16 protein-coding genes are annotated in these 14,511 nt (G+C 34.5%); 3 read left to right on the forward strand and 13 right to left on the reverse strand.

Going from position 1 to position 14,511, the window contains the following annotated elements:
* Window positions 1-357: 357 nt before the first annotated feature.
* From AZF08_RS01435 to AZF08_RS01470, 8 genes are all read right to left on the reverse strand, one after another.
* Window positions 358-1,488 (reverse strand): N-acetyldiaminopimelate deacetylase, encoded by a 1,131-nt coding sequence (locus tag AZF08_RS01435; protein WP_033672260.1) that lies wholly within the window; start codon window positions 1,486-1,488, stop codon window positions 358-360.
* A gap of 59 nt (window positions 1,489-1,547) precedes the next feature.
* On the reverse strand, window positions 1,548-2,270 hold the full coding sequence (dapD, locus tag AZF08_RS01440; RefSeq protein WP_033672261.1) for a 2,3,4,5-tetrahydropyridine-2,6-dicarboxylate N-acetyltransferase: 723 nt from the start codon (window positions 2,268-2,270) through the stop codon (window positions 1,548-1,550).
* A gap of 71 nt (window positions 2,271-2,341) precedes the next feature.
* Window positions 2,342-3,199 (reverse strand): LysR family transcriptional regulator, encoded by an 858-nt coding sequence (locus AZF08_RS01445; RefSeq protein WP_033672262.1) that lies wholly within the window; start codon window positions 3,197-3,199, stop codon window positions 2,342-2,344.
* A gap of 356 nt (window positions 3,200-3,555) precedes the next feature.
* The gene (gene cbpB / locus AZF08_RS01450; RefSeq protein WP_033672263.1) at window positions 3,556-3,999 is read right to left on the reverse strand and encodes a cyclic-di-AMP-binding protein CbpB; all 444 of its coding nucleotides are present in this window, start codon (window positions 3,997-3,999) and stop codon (window positions 3,556-3,558) included.
* 223 nt (window positions 4,000-4,222) lie between these two features.
* Window positions 4,223-4,414 (reverse strand): antirepressor AbbA, encoded by a 192-nt coding sequence (abbA, locus tag AZF08_RS01455; protein ID WP_033672264.1) that lies wholly within the window; start codon window positions 4,412-4,414, stop codon window positions 4,223-4,225.
* An 84-nt stretch (window positions 4,415-4,498) separates the two neighbouring features.
* Window positions 4,499-5,017, reverse strand: coding sequence for a ribonuclease H-like YkuK family protein (locus AZF08_RS01460; RefSeq protein ID WP_033672265.1), 519 nt, complete (start codon window positions 5,015-5,017; stop codon window positions 4,499-4,501).
* Between the two features lie 75 nt (window positions 5,018-5,092).
* A complete protein-coding gene (locus AZF08_RS01465) occupies window positions 5,093-5,242 on the reverse strand; it encodes a hypothetical protein (protein ID WP_063177224.1) in 150 nt (49 codons plus the stop codon).
* A gap of 146 nt (window positions 5,243-5,388) precedes the next feature.
* Window positions 5,389-5,625 (reverse strand): YkuJ family protein, encoded by a 237-nt coding sequence (locus AZF08_RS01470; protein ID WP_000055151.1) that lies wholly within the window; start codon window positions 5,623-5,625, stop codon window positions 5,389-5,391.
* Window positions 5,626-5,858: 233 nt separating this feature from the next.
* Between AZF08_RS01470 and AZF08_RS01475 the strand changes: the two genes are divergently transcribed.
* Window positions 5,859-6,101 carry a glutaredoxin domain-containing protein gene (locus AZF08_RS01475; protein WP_033672267.1) on the forward strand — a complete coding sequence of 81 codons (243 nt, stop codon included), beginning with the start codon at window positions 5,859-5,861 and terminating at the stop codon, window positions 6,099-6,101.
* 12 nt (window positions 6,102-6,113) lie between these two features.
* Here the strand turns inward: AZF08_RS01475 and AZF08_RS01480 are convergent, their stop codons facing one another.
* The 3 genes from AZF08_RS01480 to fadH form a co-directional block, all read right to left on the reverse strand.
* Window positions 6,114-6,614, reverse strand: coding sequence for a DUF3993 domain-containing protein (locus tag AZF08_RS01480; RefSeq protein WP_033672270.1), 501 nt, complete (start codon window positions 6,612-6,614; stop codon window positions 6,114-6,116).
* A gap of 182 nt (window positions 6,615-6,796) precedes the next feature.
* Entirely contained in the window at window positions 6,797-8,014 is a 1,218-nt protein-coding gene (locus tag AZF08_RS01485) for an EAL domain-containing protein (RefSeq protein WP_033672271.1), read from the reverse strand.
* Between the two features lie 265 nt (window positions 8,015-8,279).
* The gene (gene fadH, locus AZF08_RS01490) at window positions 8,280-9,044 is read right to left on the reverse strand and encodes a 2,4-dienoyl-CoA reductase (protein ID WP_033672272.1); all 765 of its coding nucleotides are present in this window, start codon (window positions 9,042-9,044) and stop codon (window positions 8,280-8,282) included.
* A 268-nt stretch (window positions 9,045-9,312) separates the two neighbouring features.
* Here fadH and AZF08_RS01495 point away from each other — a divergent pair, with 268 nt between their 5' ends.
* Complete coding sequence (locus AZF08_RS01495; protein ID WP_033672273.1) at window positions 9,313-10,170, forward strand: metallophosphoesterase; 858 nt, start codon at window positions 9,313-9,315, stop codon at window positions 10,168-10,170.
* A gap of 99 nt (window positions 10,171-10,269) precedes the next feature.
* Window positions 10,270-10,500 (forward strand): hypothetical protein, encoded by a 231-nt coding sequence (locus AZF08_RS01500; RefSeq protein WP_033672274.1) that lies wholly within the window; start codon window positions 10,270-10,272, stop codon window positions 10,498-10,500.
* A 242-nt stretch (window positions 10,501-10,742) separates the two neighbouring features.
* Here AZF08_RS01500 and AZF08_RS01505 read toward each other — a convergent pair whose 3' ends face one another.
* Both AZF08_RS01505 and AZF08_RS01510 read right to left on the reverse strand, forming a co-directional pair.
* Entirely contained in the window at window positions 10,743-12,851 is a 2,109-nt protein-coding gene (locus tag AZF08_RS01505; RefSeq protein ID WP_033672275.1) for an RNA degradosome polyphosphate kinase, read from the reverse strand.
* 108 nt (window positions 12,852-12,959) lie between these two features.
* The gene (locus AZF08_RS01510; RefSeq protein WP_033672276.1) at window positions 12,960-14,498 is read right to left on the reverse strand and encodes a Ppx/GppA family phosphatase; all 1,539 of its coding nucleotides are present in this window, start codon (window positions 14,496-14,498) and stop codon (window positions 12,960-12,962) included.
* Between the last annotated feature and the right edge of the window lie 13 nt (window positions 14,499-14,511).

Genomic DNA, 14,511 nt, shown 5'->3' on the forward strand with positions numbered 1-14,511 from the left:
TGTATCAGCCTCCGTAAATTTTTATCATATATTGTCTACTCTTGTATTATATAAGAGGAATTAGTTTTTAGTCAATTTTATTTGATAATTATTATAAAATAATTACTAACAACTTGTTCCTCCACCTACCATTATAAAGTATTGTGTTAGAATTACAAAAAAAATGCATTATAAAGTGAAACTTTAATCAGTGGGGAGTTTTTTCATCCCCACTGATTATTAACCTTCACCAATCGGGCTTTTACAGGCAGTTGATCCCCACCTAACTTCCTTGCTTTCACTGAACTTTGAGATGGGGTCTTACTGCCCGCAAATAGCGGGGTAAATTATAATTTTCCACATGGAAAAGAACAGATTTTAGCCCCTGTTCCCTTTCCATTTTACATATTGATTTAAAAACACAATTGTCTGTTCGATTACTTCCTCTTTCGGTTTTAATTTTGCATGGTGTAAACCATATTCTGAGTCTACCCCAAGCCAAAACATAAACCCTGGGATATCACGGAGCATATATCCGAAATCTTCTCCTGTCATCGCCTCTGTGCATGTAACAACATTCATATTTTTCTGCTCAGATGCAAACATCATAAATTCCCGAGTTAGCTCTTCATGATTATATACTTGATGGTACATCGCTCCATAATCAATAACAGCTTCACATTGAAATGATGCTTCAATCCCTGCGACAATTGCTTCAATGCGGCTTTTCACTCGTTTCATCGATTCAACAGATAATGTTCTAATTGTTCCTTCTAGGCGAGACTTTTCTGCAATGATATTTTGAACCGTACCACCTGTAATTTTTCCAATTGTAATAACCGCGCTATCAAGAGGATTCACATTACGACTAACAACTGATTGAAGCTGTGTAACAAGGTGACTTGCCGCAACAATCATATCATTCGCAGTATGTGGATATGCTGCATGTCCACCTTTTCCCTTTAAATCAATATATAGTTCTGATGTATTTGCAAATAGAAGACCCTCTTTTGTTGCAATGGTTCCTACTGGGTACTCAGGTGCAATATGGAGACCAAGAACCATATCAGGCTGCCATTCTTTCAACTCTTCACTTTCTAACATAGGTTGAGCACCACCTGGTCCTTCTTCAGCTGGTTGAAAGATAACAACAAGGTTATCATCTATTCTATCATTTGCAACAGCCGTTAAAAGCCCTAAACCAATTGTAGTATGTATATCATGGCCGCAAGCATGCATCATTCCTTCATGAGTAGAAGCAAATTCATATCCTGTTTCTTCTGCAATTAATAACCCATCAATATCCGCACGATAACCAATTGTTTTCTCTGGGTTTCTGCCACTCACTTTAACAATTACACCCGTTTTCCATGTTCTAACTTCAATATATTCCTTAGGAAGAGTATTAATATATTCTAAAATATATTGTTGTGTTTTCCATTCCTTAAATCCTAACTCCGGAATTTTATGTAAGTCCCTGCGAATTTGAACAAATTTACTAACTTTCATATTTCCACCACCATTTATAAAAAAGCGTAAGAGCCTATTTGCCCTTACGCTTTCTGTTTTTATTTTTCTGGGTTTAATTGACGAAGCTCTTGTTTAATTTCTGTTTTTGCTTTTGTCTTTTCATCAATTTCTTTAATAACACGTGCTGGCGTTCCCGCAACAACTGTATATGGTGGTACATCTTCTGTTACAACCGCACCTGCTGCTACAACTGCACCTTTACCTACTGTAACACCTTCTAGAACAACTACGTTTGCACCGATTACAACATCGTCTTCAACAATAACTGGTTTCGCAGAAGGTGGCTCAATTACACCTGCAAGCACCGCACCTGCACCAACGTGACAATTTTTACCCACTGTCGCGCGGCCGCCAAGTACTGCATTCATATCGATCATTGAACCTTCACCGATTACTGCACCGATATTAATCGTTGCGTTCATCATAATAACAGCATTATCACCAATTTCAACATGGTCACGAATAATCGCACCTGGTTCAATACGAGCTTTAATACCTTTTAAGTCAAGCATTGGAATTGCAGAATTACGACGATCATTTTCAACAACGTAATCTGCAACATGTTTTTTATTTTCTTCAAGAATTGCCTTAATTTCAGACCATTCTCCAAATACAACACCAGATTTTTTATTCACAAATGCTTGTACTGTTTCAGGGAAAGTTACTTCTTTTAAATCCCCTTTTATGTATACCTTTACAGGAGTTTTCTTCTCGCTTTTTTGAATAAACGAAATAATTTCGTTTGCATCCATCATTTTCATGCTTGTTGCCTCCTAAATCCATTTATAATGTTACTCTACCAAACGAAAGAGCTTGTAGCAAGATAATAATCTTATTTTTCCGTTTGAATTTCTTCTATAATTTCCAAAAATGCTTGTACTTGTTTCAGTTGTCTTGCTGAATCACTTGTCAATAACCATGTTTCTCGATTCAACTGAACAGGCGTTTTATATGTCTTTTCTCTTACTTCTTTTAAGACAGTAGAAGGTAACAATGCATATCCAATCCCATTTAAAACAAGTTGTTTACACGTTTCAATCTGATCAACAACAATCGTACGTTTAGGTGGGTTAGAAAACAAACTATACCACCAATTCTGTATTTGTCCATAATAAGTCGAATCACTTTTAAATTGAATAAAAGGTCTATTTGTATCTTTTAGCATAGAAATATCTTTAATTTCTGTATCCACTAAATATAGCTCATCTTCAAACAATTGTTGTTTGTGCCCCTTATATTCCTGTGTTCCTCGTAATATAGCTACATGAACATCACCTTCATAGAAATGCTTTTGTACCTCACTGCTCCACCCTGTAAAAAGAGAAATCTTCACAAACGGATACTTTTGTACAAATTTCTTTAAAACAGGCGGTAGCCAGTATTGCCCAATCACAGATGCAACAGCTATCTTTAATGTCCCGTATGTTTCCGTTCGATAGATGGCCAATTCACTCTTAATTGCTTCTTCTCGTTGCAACATATCTTTCGCATAATTAGCTACTTTTTCACCTTCTGGTGTAATCGTCAATCCTTTTTGTGAGCGAATAAAAAATTTCATCCCCCATTGTTTTTCCATAGACTGTAAGCGTTGACTAAGTGCAGGCTGTGAAACAAATAAACGTTCCGCCGCTTTTCTCATATTAGATTCCTGCGCTAAAACAACCATCATCTGAAAATCATCAATTTGCAACTTTCTCCCTCTTTCCTTATCTTACATGTAAAGTGAAATTTTCATTAGCAGAGGACACCCCTACTGATTATTAACTCTCACGAATTTGATTTAGACAAGTGGTTTATCTCCATCTGAATTCATCGTTTTTACTGAGGAATATTACTGCTAACAAATAGCAGTACAACCATCTGACCACAATATATATGCACACTGTTTCCCGAGATGCAATATTTATTTTCTATAAAAGAACATGACTGAATTGGAACTTCCCTTATCTTTTTACGCTTCTTTATACTATTCTAGATATCATACATAGTATAGATGTACGATAAAAAAAGCGACTTCTCTTTTTCTTCGAAGTCGCTTGCCCTTCTTTATCGATTATACTGCCTTACCTTTTTATTCAAAAATTTTAAAATCGCACGTCGTGTTAAAATCCCTTCAAAATACCCTTCTTCGTTTATAGCACAAATAAACGGATGATCAATTGTCATTTCTAATGCTTTCGCAAAAGAATCTTCTAACTTAAGGCTTGGAATATCTTCTTTCATCACATGCTCCACTTTCATATCCTCAAGCCTCTCAAACTCAATGCGTTCTAATCCTAAAATTCCATCCAAAATCATTGCAGTACTAATTAATCCATGCAATTTGTACATGGGATCTAAAACAGGTATCGCAGAATATCCAGACTTTACAAGAACAAGTAAAGCATGCTCTAAGCTATTTCCAATTTGAACATGCGCAACCTTTTCTGACGAAATCATTAAATCCTTGACAAGAACTTGTTGAAACTCATCTTTCGGAATACTAATCATATTACATCCCCCACTTCTTCTCCCTTGCTATTGCTAACATGATTTCTAATACACAATCAAGAAACTTACTGCTTGAAATACCACTTTATTTCCCATTTCTATTCATATCTTATGATAGCGTTTTCATATTATTATTTTGTCCTTATTTTATTCCAACAAAAATAACGATACTCAGCTTATTTTACCATAGAACGCAAAAAAAAGACTACCTTTATGGTAGTGCTTAGTATCCTTCATTTTTTAATCGATGAAATAATCTTGTAATTCTTCTATAGTGGGAAATATCCATTTTTTTGAGTCCATTCTCAATATCTGTGAGCTCAACAGCCAAGATTTCACTCGCATAGTTTTGTCGAAATAAGATATCTAACAATAAACTTTCTTCTTCTTTTGTTAAAGTAACTTCCTTCTGCATATATTCCTCTCCTTACACTCTTCCCCTTATTAATTCATTATATAAAATATTCGTTTCATTTAATAGAAGGAAAATTCAGTTTTATCATTTTGTATAGCGATTTGCATAACTAAAGGCGGCGTAAGCATCCGGTTTAATTTTTGCGGTTAGCCCCATCGCCTTTACCTTCATTGTCATATCTGAAATAAACTCTTTTGTTAATCCGTCATTCCCTATATCTAAATGAATTTCCATTACAAATCCAGCCCCATCCTGGGCGTATGGGTGTAATATGTCCCATATTCTCTGCATATGATCTGGCGTAAACAAACAGGCAATTTCTTGACTAAACTGTGTTTCTAGGTATATTTTTTCACGCAAAGTTGTTAACTTTTTCTGTACTGCTTTATGCCACAAACAACCCCATGCACCTTTTCCTACACGATGAATGTGCACTGCCGTAATAAAACGTGTATCTTTCCGATGCGCTTGCGAATCTGTACCAATAGATAAACGATATAAATTGCGTGGATCTCTTTCGATAAAATTACAAATACGTGTAAACACTGTTTCGAAATCCATATGCCTCTCAGATACATTATAAAATCTATGCTCACCGTCCACATAGTCACGTCCTTTCTATTAGACAGACTGTTTGCATTCTCATTGTATGGGACAAAAGCACAAATTATGACTTCTCTATCCTTTATTCGTTTCGATATTTCGAATGACATACTGACAAGATGGGCACGTATAAATGACATTTTGATTAGACTGTGCGGTTAATACATGAATCATGTCAGATGGCATATGACATTTTGGACAAATAACAATTGGTAATTGCTCCACGATTCATACTCCTTTCAAACTTTTAGTACCATTGTCGGAAGAATAAAAACATCTTATACATAAAGTGACTCTTCCATCAAATTTTTATAAAATCCTAACATCACTAAAAAAGGTACCGCTCTTTAGCGGTACCTTTTTTATATGTATCAAGAAATAATATCGTAAATCTCGATTGCAACCATATCAATGTTATCAAATTGATACACTTGTGGCTTTTCGCCTTGTTGATACACTTCTAACTCATACATTTCACTTTTATCAAAAAATTTCACGCTACATTTGCGTTCACCGTTCACTTCAAAATAGCGTTGTGCTACTTCACCGCTTTCAGCTTGTTCTTGTAGACTAACAAGTCGAGTTAAAATTCCTTGGAGTAGAGACATGAAATCTCCCCTTTCTCTAATCTGCCTACCAATAGGTTTTACAGCTATACTCATTCTATCCGTCATAACAGAAAAAATGTTCCACACTCTAGGATAAAGCTTCTTGATCAGAAACTCAACTAAAATTTGTCGAAAAAAGAAGTAAAAAGCAGAAATACATTCTTTTTCTTCCTTTATTGCAGTTTTTCTAACTGCAGAATATAATAAAAAGCAGAAAAAGAGGAGGAATTATAATGAAAAAAATTGAGGTTTATACACAACAAGATTGTCCACCATGCACAATTGTAAAAGAGTTCTTAAAACACAATAACGTAACATATACAGAATTTGACGTAAAAAAAGATTCTGCTGCTCGTAACCGCCTTTTATATGAATATAACTCCTACTCAACTCCAACAGTTGTCATTGATGGGGAAGTTGTGGCTGGTTTTCAAATTGAAAAATTACAACAGTTACTAAATCTAGAAGAGGAATAGGCAACAATGCACCTATTCCTTTTCTGTTAACTCTTTTAACTTTTTTATTTCTGTAAAAAGTTGCTGACTTTCATGATAAGCCCCTAATTTCCATTTTCCCTTATCATTTTGCAATGTCACGATTTGATATTGCTCATTTTTTGTCCGTTCATATACATATAAAATATCATGCTCTTCATCGTAAGCTAGTTTTGTTTGGGAATTAAAAGAAAATGGAGCTTCTTTTGTAGGAAGTAAGTAGTCAGCACTTCGTTTATCACCATTACTATTTTCATCTGTAAAAACCTGCAGGAAATTTTCTGTAAAATACGGTGATAATGCATCGTACATTTTACCCATTGATAAATGTTTACCTCGAATTGAAAATTGGACTTCATACCCCTTTTGAATCGTTGTGAACACTTCTTTCCTGTCCACTCTCGTTTCTTCTTTGCCAAGAACCGTTGTAACACTATACCCAACCAGAAAGGCAACACATAAAAATAGAACAAACCATATTCCATATCTTTTCATTCTTTCACCTTCCTTTAAAAGAGCTTGTCTTTGTAGTATTCATTGTAACAATGATTATGCAAAGAAAGGGATGATTTCGTTCGTAAAATCTTTACAATGATAGACAGCATTTTTACCATCATTTTCACTATTACCAATTTATGATAAAAACAAACAAAAAAATGCACGAATTGCTTCGTGCATTAAAATAAAACATCTTCTTCATATAAAAACTCATACGACAAATCAATAAATAAAAAATGTTCATCATCAATTGGAAAAGAAAATGTTCGTACCATTTCTCCTGTTTCTATATCTGCATATAAATCAGAAAGCCTTGCTTTATTTTCAAACCGCATTTTCATTATATTTTCTAAAAAATATGGGCGCCAGCTCCAGTTTTTCATATAATACTCTGGCATAATCACCCATTCACCATCTTTTTTCATAATGTTTCCCGATTGCTGAAAACCATCTTCATTACAAATAAAGATACGAAAACTATAACGTGATACATGTTGACTAAAATGTAATAACCAATTATTAACGTCATCGTTCTTTTTCTGCTTAGATAAAACATTCCCAACTTGATCGCGCAATGTTTCCGTTAATTGATAAATTTTTTGTAGTTTTTTCTTTTCATGCTGAATAAATTGATGACATTCATTACCAAGACGTTCTTTTAAAATATCTTCCGCGATAAAATCTGGCAAACACTCTTTCAAATAATTCCCTTGATAATATCTTCCGCCATTTTTCCAAGCATATTGTAGTTGGTAAAAAGCATCAATTTCTTCGTATAGCAATGTCGCACCAATTCTTCTCGCTAATAAAGATAAAGAATATAATATATCTTGATAAGATTGTATAAGTGCAGTTTGTCTTAAATTAGTTAAATCTACTTTTAAAATATCCGGTGCTAATACACTGATTCGTTCTAAGTTACTCGTACCAGTTCCTACCTTATTTATCGAAATTTGAATACCATATGTACGGTAATACATGAGCAAGTGATTAAACTGTTCTATATCTTCTTTGCATTCATGTTCTGTTATTTCTAAAACAATATGCCCTAAGTTCAATCCTTTTTTTTCATACAATAGCAATAGGTGAAGTAAAGTTTCATCTTCATCATTCATTAATACGTTCGCGCTTCGATGTATAAATAACAAAAAATTTTGATTTGTTTCTAAATATCGTTCTAATGCTTTTTCTACAATGACATTATCTGCTTCGAGTTGGAACTCACTTGGTACGGAATCATCATGAAAAAAAGAAGAAAGACTTTGTATACCCTCTTCTGTTTGGATACGTCCTACTACCTCATATCCAATTACTGTATGTTCATCAGCACTAAAAATAGCTTGATAATAAGGAAGGACTTTATCCAAATTACTCATTACATCTAATGCATCTACCATACTGTTTCCCTCCCTTTACTTTTCAAAAATTATAACACGGTATGTATAGAAAAATAATAAAAAATCCCTTCAGTTTTCCTGAAGGGATTAGAGGGGTAAAATGCTAAGGGGAATTAGCAATTCTACTATGAAGAAAAAAGAGGTCTTAAATATAACTTATTAAAAACCTCTTGTAAATACTTTTCTTCTACATGTCACAAATTCGCCACATTTGACCGTGCAAGAATACATGATAATATCCATGTTTTACTTTATAAAATCCCTTTTAAAATGGGTATTGGTGTAAATGTTGTCCGCCATCCATTGTCATACACGTTCCGTTTATGTAAGCAGCTTCATCAGAACATAGATAAAAAGCTAACCCAGCAATCTCTTCTGGTGTACCAAGTCGACCAAGTGGCACACTTTGTAATGTTCGCTTTGCCATCTCCTCTGAAATCCATAATTTATCCGCACCGCCGGTTCGCTCAATTGGCCCAGGAGCGATTGCATTGACGCGTATACCATATTTACGTCCCCATTCCACAGCAAGTGTTTTCGTCATCGCTAACACACCAGCTTTTGCTGCTGCCGAATGAATAACACCAGGTCCAGCATCCCACGCATACGTTGCTACCATATTAATGATATTTCCTTTTATTCCTTTTTCAATCCAATACTTACCTACTGCTTGGCTACAATAAAACGTTCCATTTAATACAATATTAATAACCGCATTCCAACCATTAATAGATAAATCTTCTGCAGGACAAATAAAATTACCTGCTGCATTATTAATTAAAATATCAATGCGTCCAAATTTTTCATCAATATATTCAATCATTTGGTTTATATCCTCTATATTTCGAACATCCATTTGTACCGTTAATACCTGTCCTGAAAATTGCTCAATCTCTTTTTGTGTTTCTTCAAGCTTTTCTTTTGTACGCCCTGTAATAACGACACGCGCTCCTTCCTTTGCAAAACGAGCTGCCATGCCTTTTCCCATTCCGCTTGAACCACCAGTTACAATTACTACTCTTTCTTTCAAAGTAACCCCTCCTCAAAAAATGAATGCATATTCATTTTACCATTTTATTTGATAGAAATCTTTATATTTTTAAATTTTTCTGATATCTTTTAAATAAAGAACATCACTTTCATTACCCTATCCCTTACAATCTATACTACTTTTCTACATCTCAAAATATAATTCTATAACAAGAAATGAATGGAAAGGAGAGCCAAGTGACCTATAATCAATCGTTCGTATACCTTATAAATTTCCTTATGTATACTATAGGCTCGCTCATATTCCTATGAAACAAATAACGAGAAGAAACTTTATAAAAGCAGGAATACGTACTGGTCTCTATACTTGTATTACAGCTGGCCTTGGCTATTACTATGCAAAATATATAGAACCGAATTTTCTTTCCTTAACGCATCATACGCTACAATCCCCACTTATCCCAAAAAACTTTCATGGTATGAAGATTATTCAATTTAGTGATTTGCATTTAGGTTACTATTTTTCTCTTCAGCACCTAGCTGACATCGTATCCAAAATAAATGAAACCACACCAGATATTGTCTTTTTTACTGGTGATTTAATTGATAATTATCAGACATATAGTGAAACTCCTTTTGTCTCTTCCATTTTGCGAAATATTCATGCGCCCTTTGGAAAATTTGCAATCTATGGAAATCATGACCACGGTGGATATGGAACAGAATACTATGATCAAATTATGAATGATGCCGATTTTGAACTACTACAAAATGCTGAAAAACGGATTCGACTACTAGACAATAGTGAAATTTCTATTTTTGGAATAGATGATATGTTGCTTGGTAAACCCGAAATCCATGCAACCTTACAGCGCGCAAAGAATGATATCTATACAATCGTACTCGTTCATGAACCTGATATCGCACCGCAAATCGCTAAATTCCCAGTAAACCTACAACTTTCTGGACATAGTCATGGTGGACAAGTTCAAATTCCCTTTTTAGGTGCACTCATAACCCCAGCACTTGCAAAACATTATATTGAAGGTTTTTATCCTATCCACGACTTACTTCTCTATGTAAATCGTGGCCTTGGAAGAACGCGCGTTCCCTTCCGTTTTATGGCTAGACCTGAAATTACACTCTTTACATTGAATCATGTGTAACGCACACTTGCCTATTTTCTGACATATCCTTTCTTGTACTCGCTCATCCATACTTTTTTCCCATATGATAACAATGAGTCCAATAAAGGAGGTTGTTACATGTACTCATATCTTCAACACATTCCAGTTCGCTCAGTACCTATTGGCCCAGTAGGCGACTCACGTTTCTTACCATTCTTCGGTGTTCCATTTTTAGCCGGACTTGCTGGCGGATTACTTGGCGGAGCATTAGCATTTGGTCCTAGACCTTTCTATCCACCATATCCACCATATCCACCACCGGCTCCATTTCCTTGTTATGGAAATCCATGCCAACCATATTATTATTAATTGAAATTAACACTTTTTTCAGTATAATTCTATCTGGATCCAATTTTCGTCAAACAATCCCCGAAAACTATAATCTCCCATCCTCACATTTTCCAATGGATGTTTAAAGGAAATACAAAGTATGAAAAAACCTCCTATTCACATAAGAGGTTTTTTTCATTACTATAGAGAAACTTCGAGTATCTCATTCGTTTAGCATTTCATTTGACTATCTTATGTAGTGCTTCTCAAACTTTACTTCATTATTCTGCATCCGTATTTTGATACGCCATCTTAAACAATTTCACCTGACTATCAATTTCTTGTGAACCACTATTTATTATGTAGTAATATTCGCCGTCTCTACTTTGTTCACGTGTTTTTACATTATCCGCTAAAATAAGCTGCAAAATAGCTTTTATTCTTGCTTTCATTTCGAAACCTAGAATTGGAAAAGAAATTTCCACTCGCTTTTCCATATTTCGTGTCATCCAATCCGCTGAAGATAAGTAGATTTTTTCATCCCCATTATGATGAAAATAGTAAATACGACTATGTTCTAAATAACGTCCAACGAGACTTATCACTCGAATATTTTCACTGACAGCCTTAATACCAGGGCGCAAGCAGCATGTTCCTCTAACAACAAGTTCCACTTTCACTCCAGCCTGCGATGCCTCATACAACTTGTGGATCAGCGGCTTATCTGTCAATGAATTCATCTTAGCAATAATACGTCCATTACCGTATTGCTTATGATAGCGAATCTCTTCATCTATTAACTCCATAAACTGATGGCGTATATCAAATGGCGCAACTGATAAGTGATGAAAATGCGGTTTTGTTGTATAACCACTCAAGTAATTAAAGAAATTCGTTGCATCTACCCCAAAATCTTTACGGGATGTAATATAACCAAAATCTGTATATAATTTTGCCGTAGCATCATTATAATTCCCTGTCCCTAAATGAACAAATCTTTCAATTTTCCCGTGTTTCCTTCGTGCAACAAGTGTGATTTTACTATGTGTTTTCAAATGACTTACACCATAAATAACGTGACAACCAGCTTGTTCAAGTTCCTTCGCCCAATGGACATTATTTTCTTCATCAAACCGTGCTTTTAATTCAACAAGTACCGTTACTTGTTTTCCCTTTTCCGCAGCAGTTTTTAGCGCTTGAATAATAGGAGAATCTCCACTTACACGATATAATGTTTGTTTTATCGCTAGGACATTCGGGTCATCTGCTGCATCACGGACAAAATCAACAACAGGTTGAAAAGATTCAAATGGATGATGCAGTAAAATGTCATGTTCCATTGCTTTTTCAAACACGTCTTCTTCATCATCTAAATCTTGCGGTGGCTGCGGGATAAGAGCTGGATAAACAAGATGTTCATATAAAGGTGCTAATTTTTTATATAAGGAAAATAAACATGTTAAATCTAATGGCCCATCCATCATATATACATCTTCATCTTTCACTTCTAGTACTTCATATAATAGAGCTAATACCCTCTCATCCATATGCTCTTTTCCTATCTCTAAACGAACAGCCGCTCCCCACTTGCGTTTTTTTAATTCTTTTTCAATCACTTTTAATAAATCACGTGCACCCTCTTCATGAATTGTTAAATCAGCATTACGCGTAATACGAAAGCGAGTAACAGAAGATACTTTATATCCTGTAAATAATTTATGAGTAAAACTGCTAATTACATCTTCTAACAAAATAAATTTATGCTTTTGATCTTCACTTGGTAAAAAAATAAAACGCTCAAGTAATGATGGTACTTGAACAATACCAAGCTTTGTTCGATTCTCTTCTTCAGCCTGTTTTTCATCATACAGAATGGTAGCTAGGTTTAAACTTTTATTTAACAACATCGGAAACGGACGATATGCATCTATTGCCACTGGTGTTAGCACAGGGAAAATTTGTTCATCAAAATATTCTTCAATAAATCCCCGTTGTTCTTTCGTTAAATCTTGAAAGTTTAATGGCTCAATCCCTTCTACTCCAAGCGCTGGCAATATAGTATTTTTGAATGTATTATACTGAACTGTCATTAACTCATGTGCTTTCGTAGCAATCTTGTTTATTTGTTGTTTCGGTGTTAACCCAGCCTTATTTTCTGGTTGATTGAATCCAGCTTCTACTTGATCTTTTAACCCTGCCACACGTACCATAAAGAACTCATCCAGATTCGAACTAAAGATACTAATAAACTTTAATCTTTCTAAAAGCGGGTTACTTTCATCTTGTGCTTCTTGCAACACACGTTCGTTAAAAGCAAGCCAACTTAACTCACGGTTATTATAATAAGCAGTATCATTTAAATTTACCGAATTCCCCTTCAGTAATTCCATTTTCTTCACACTTCCCTTTGAAACTTTTTCAATATAATTTATTTACATTTATTGTAGCAAATTCCAATTTATTAAATTGTAAAACTTTTGTAAAGACATCCGTACAACTCAATATTTCCCTTCAAATATTAAATAAATATTCATCTTCAATACTTTTTCTAGCTGTTTTTTTTGCTTTTCTGCTTGTACTTTTTCAGCTAAAGCTGATTCCTCACAAGCAATACGAAATACAAGCCCCTCCTTGTTTTTTTCCACTTGAATCGTTTCAATAAGTGCTCGTTGTCTCACATTTAAAGCTGCAGAAAATTGCAATACTGCCCCTAACAATCGAATTTTTTTCTGCTCACTTTTATCAAACCAACCTTCAAATGGCGCCAAGTGCTGCTTAAATAACATTTTTGATTTATATGAAGCTATGAGCGCAAGTCTAACCCTTTCTTTATGCATCATACCGTCAATTGTTTTATTTGCTAATAAATAAAATGTATGTAGACGACTCGCCTCTTCATCTATATATTTCCCAATATTAAATACTTTGGCAGCTTGCGAAAATATCTCCCAGTCTTTTTCGGAAAAAGAAAACATTTGATATTCTTCGAGTTGCTTACAAATTAACGTTCCATGTTTAATAAGTTGCACTACAAATTCCATATCCATTTCATACTCATAGGATAATAAATTTAAACTTTCTTCTATCACATTTGGATAATAAGAAATGCCCAAATTTTTTGTTAATTCCTCATAGAAAACGCCTTCTCTTAGTCCTTTTCTACTTAATACAAACGCAGGAGCTTGTACAATACTTGTTAACATATAAAATACTTCTACAGCCGGAATAATCGTATCAGCTCGATCTTTTGCTAATCCATCTAATTTTTGCAACTCTGCAAAAGAGAGATTTGCTAATTCTTCTTTTACCTCTTTTATGTCAGCTTCTTTCATTTTATATAAATGTAAACCTGCTATCGGATAAGAAATTACGTTTTGATGGATTTTCACCATATTTCGGGCACTTCCACCTATCGCAATAAGAGGTAACTTTTCCCCCTTTAACCATGGTAAAGTTTGAAATTGATACCATAAATATCTTCTTAATTCGTCCAGTTCTTCTGGAATAGGTGTTTCATGGCGAATAAATTGTTGTTTTAAAGAAAGTGCTCCAAATGGAAAGCTATAGTATTCTACAATTTCTCTATCCCGAAAATAAGTCACCTCTGTACTCCCACCACCAATATCAACCGTAATTCCTTCTACAAAAGAAGTTGAATTCATTACCGCTAAATAACCATAACGAGCCTCCTCATATTCAGATAAAACTCTAAGTGTAAAATCTGTTTTTCCTTCTATCAGCCTCTTAATTTCTTCTTGGTTCTCAGCCTGTCTAATTGTTGCAGTCACAACGCAAAGTACATGATGTAGTCCATGAAACCTTGTACTTTCTTGAAATTGAAGTAATGTTTGCAGCAGTATATCAATACCTTCTTCTATCAATACACCATCTACTAAATAATTTCTTAATCGTGCTACAACTTTGGTATTTTCAATTTCTTTATAAAAACCGCCATTCTTTTTTTCATACATCACTAATCGAATTGTATTTGAACCAATATCAATAATCGCATATTGCTGTTTTAATATATCTTTCACACATCTCACTCTT

Origin of the sequence: Bacillus gaemokensis (assembly GCF_001590835.1) — a bacterium.
Taxonomy (GTDB): Bacteria; Bacillota; Bacilli; order Bacillales; family Bacillaceae_G; genus Bacillus_A; species Bacillus_A gaemokensis.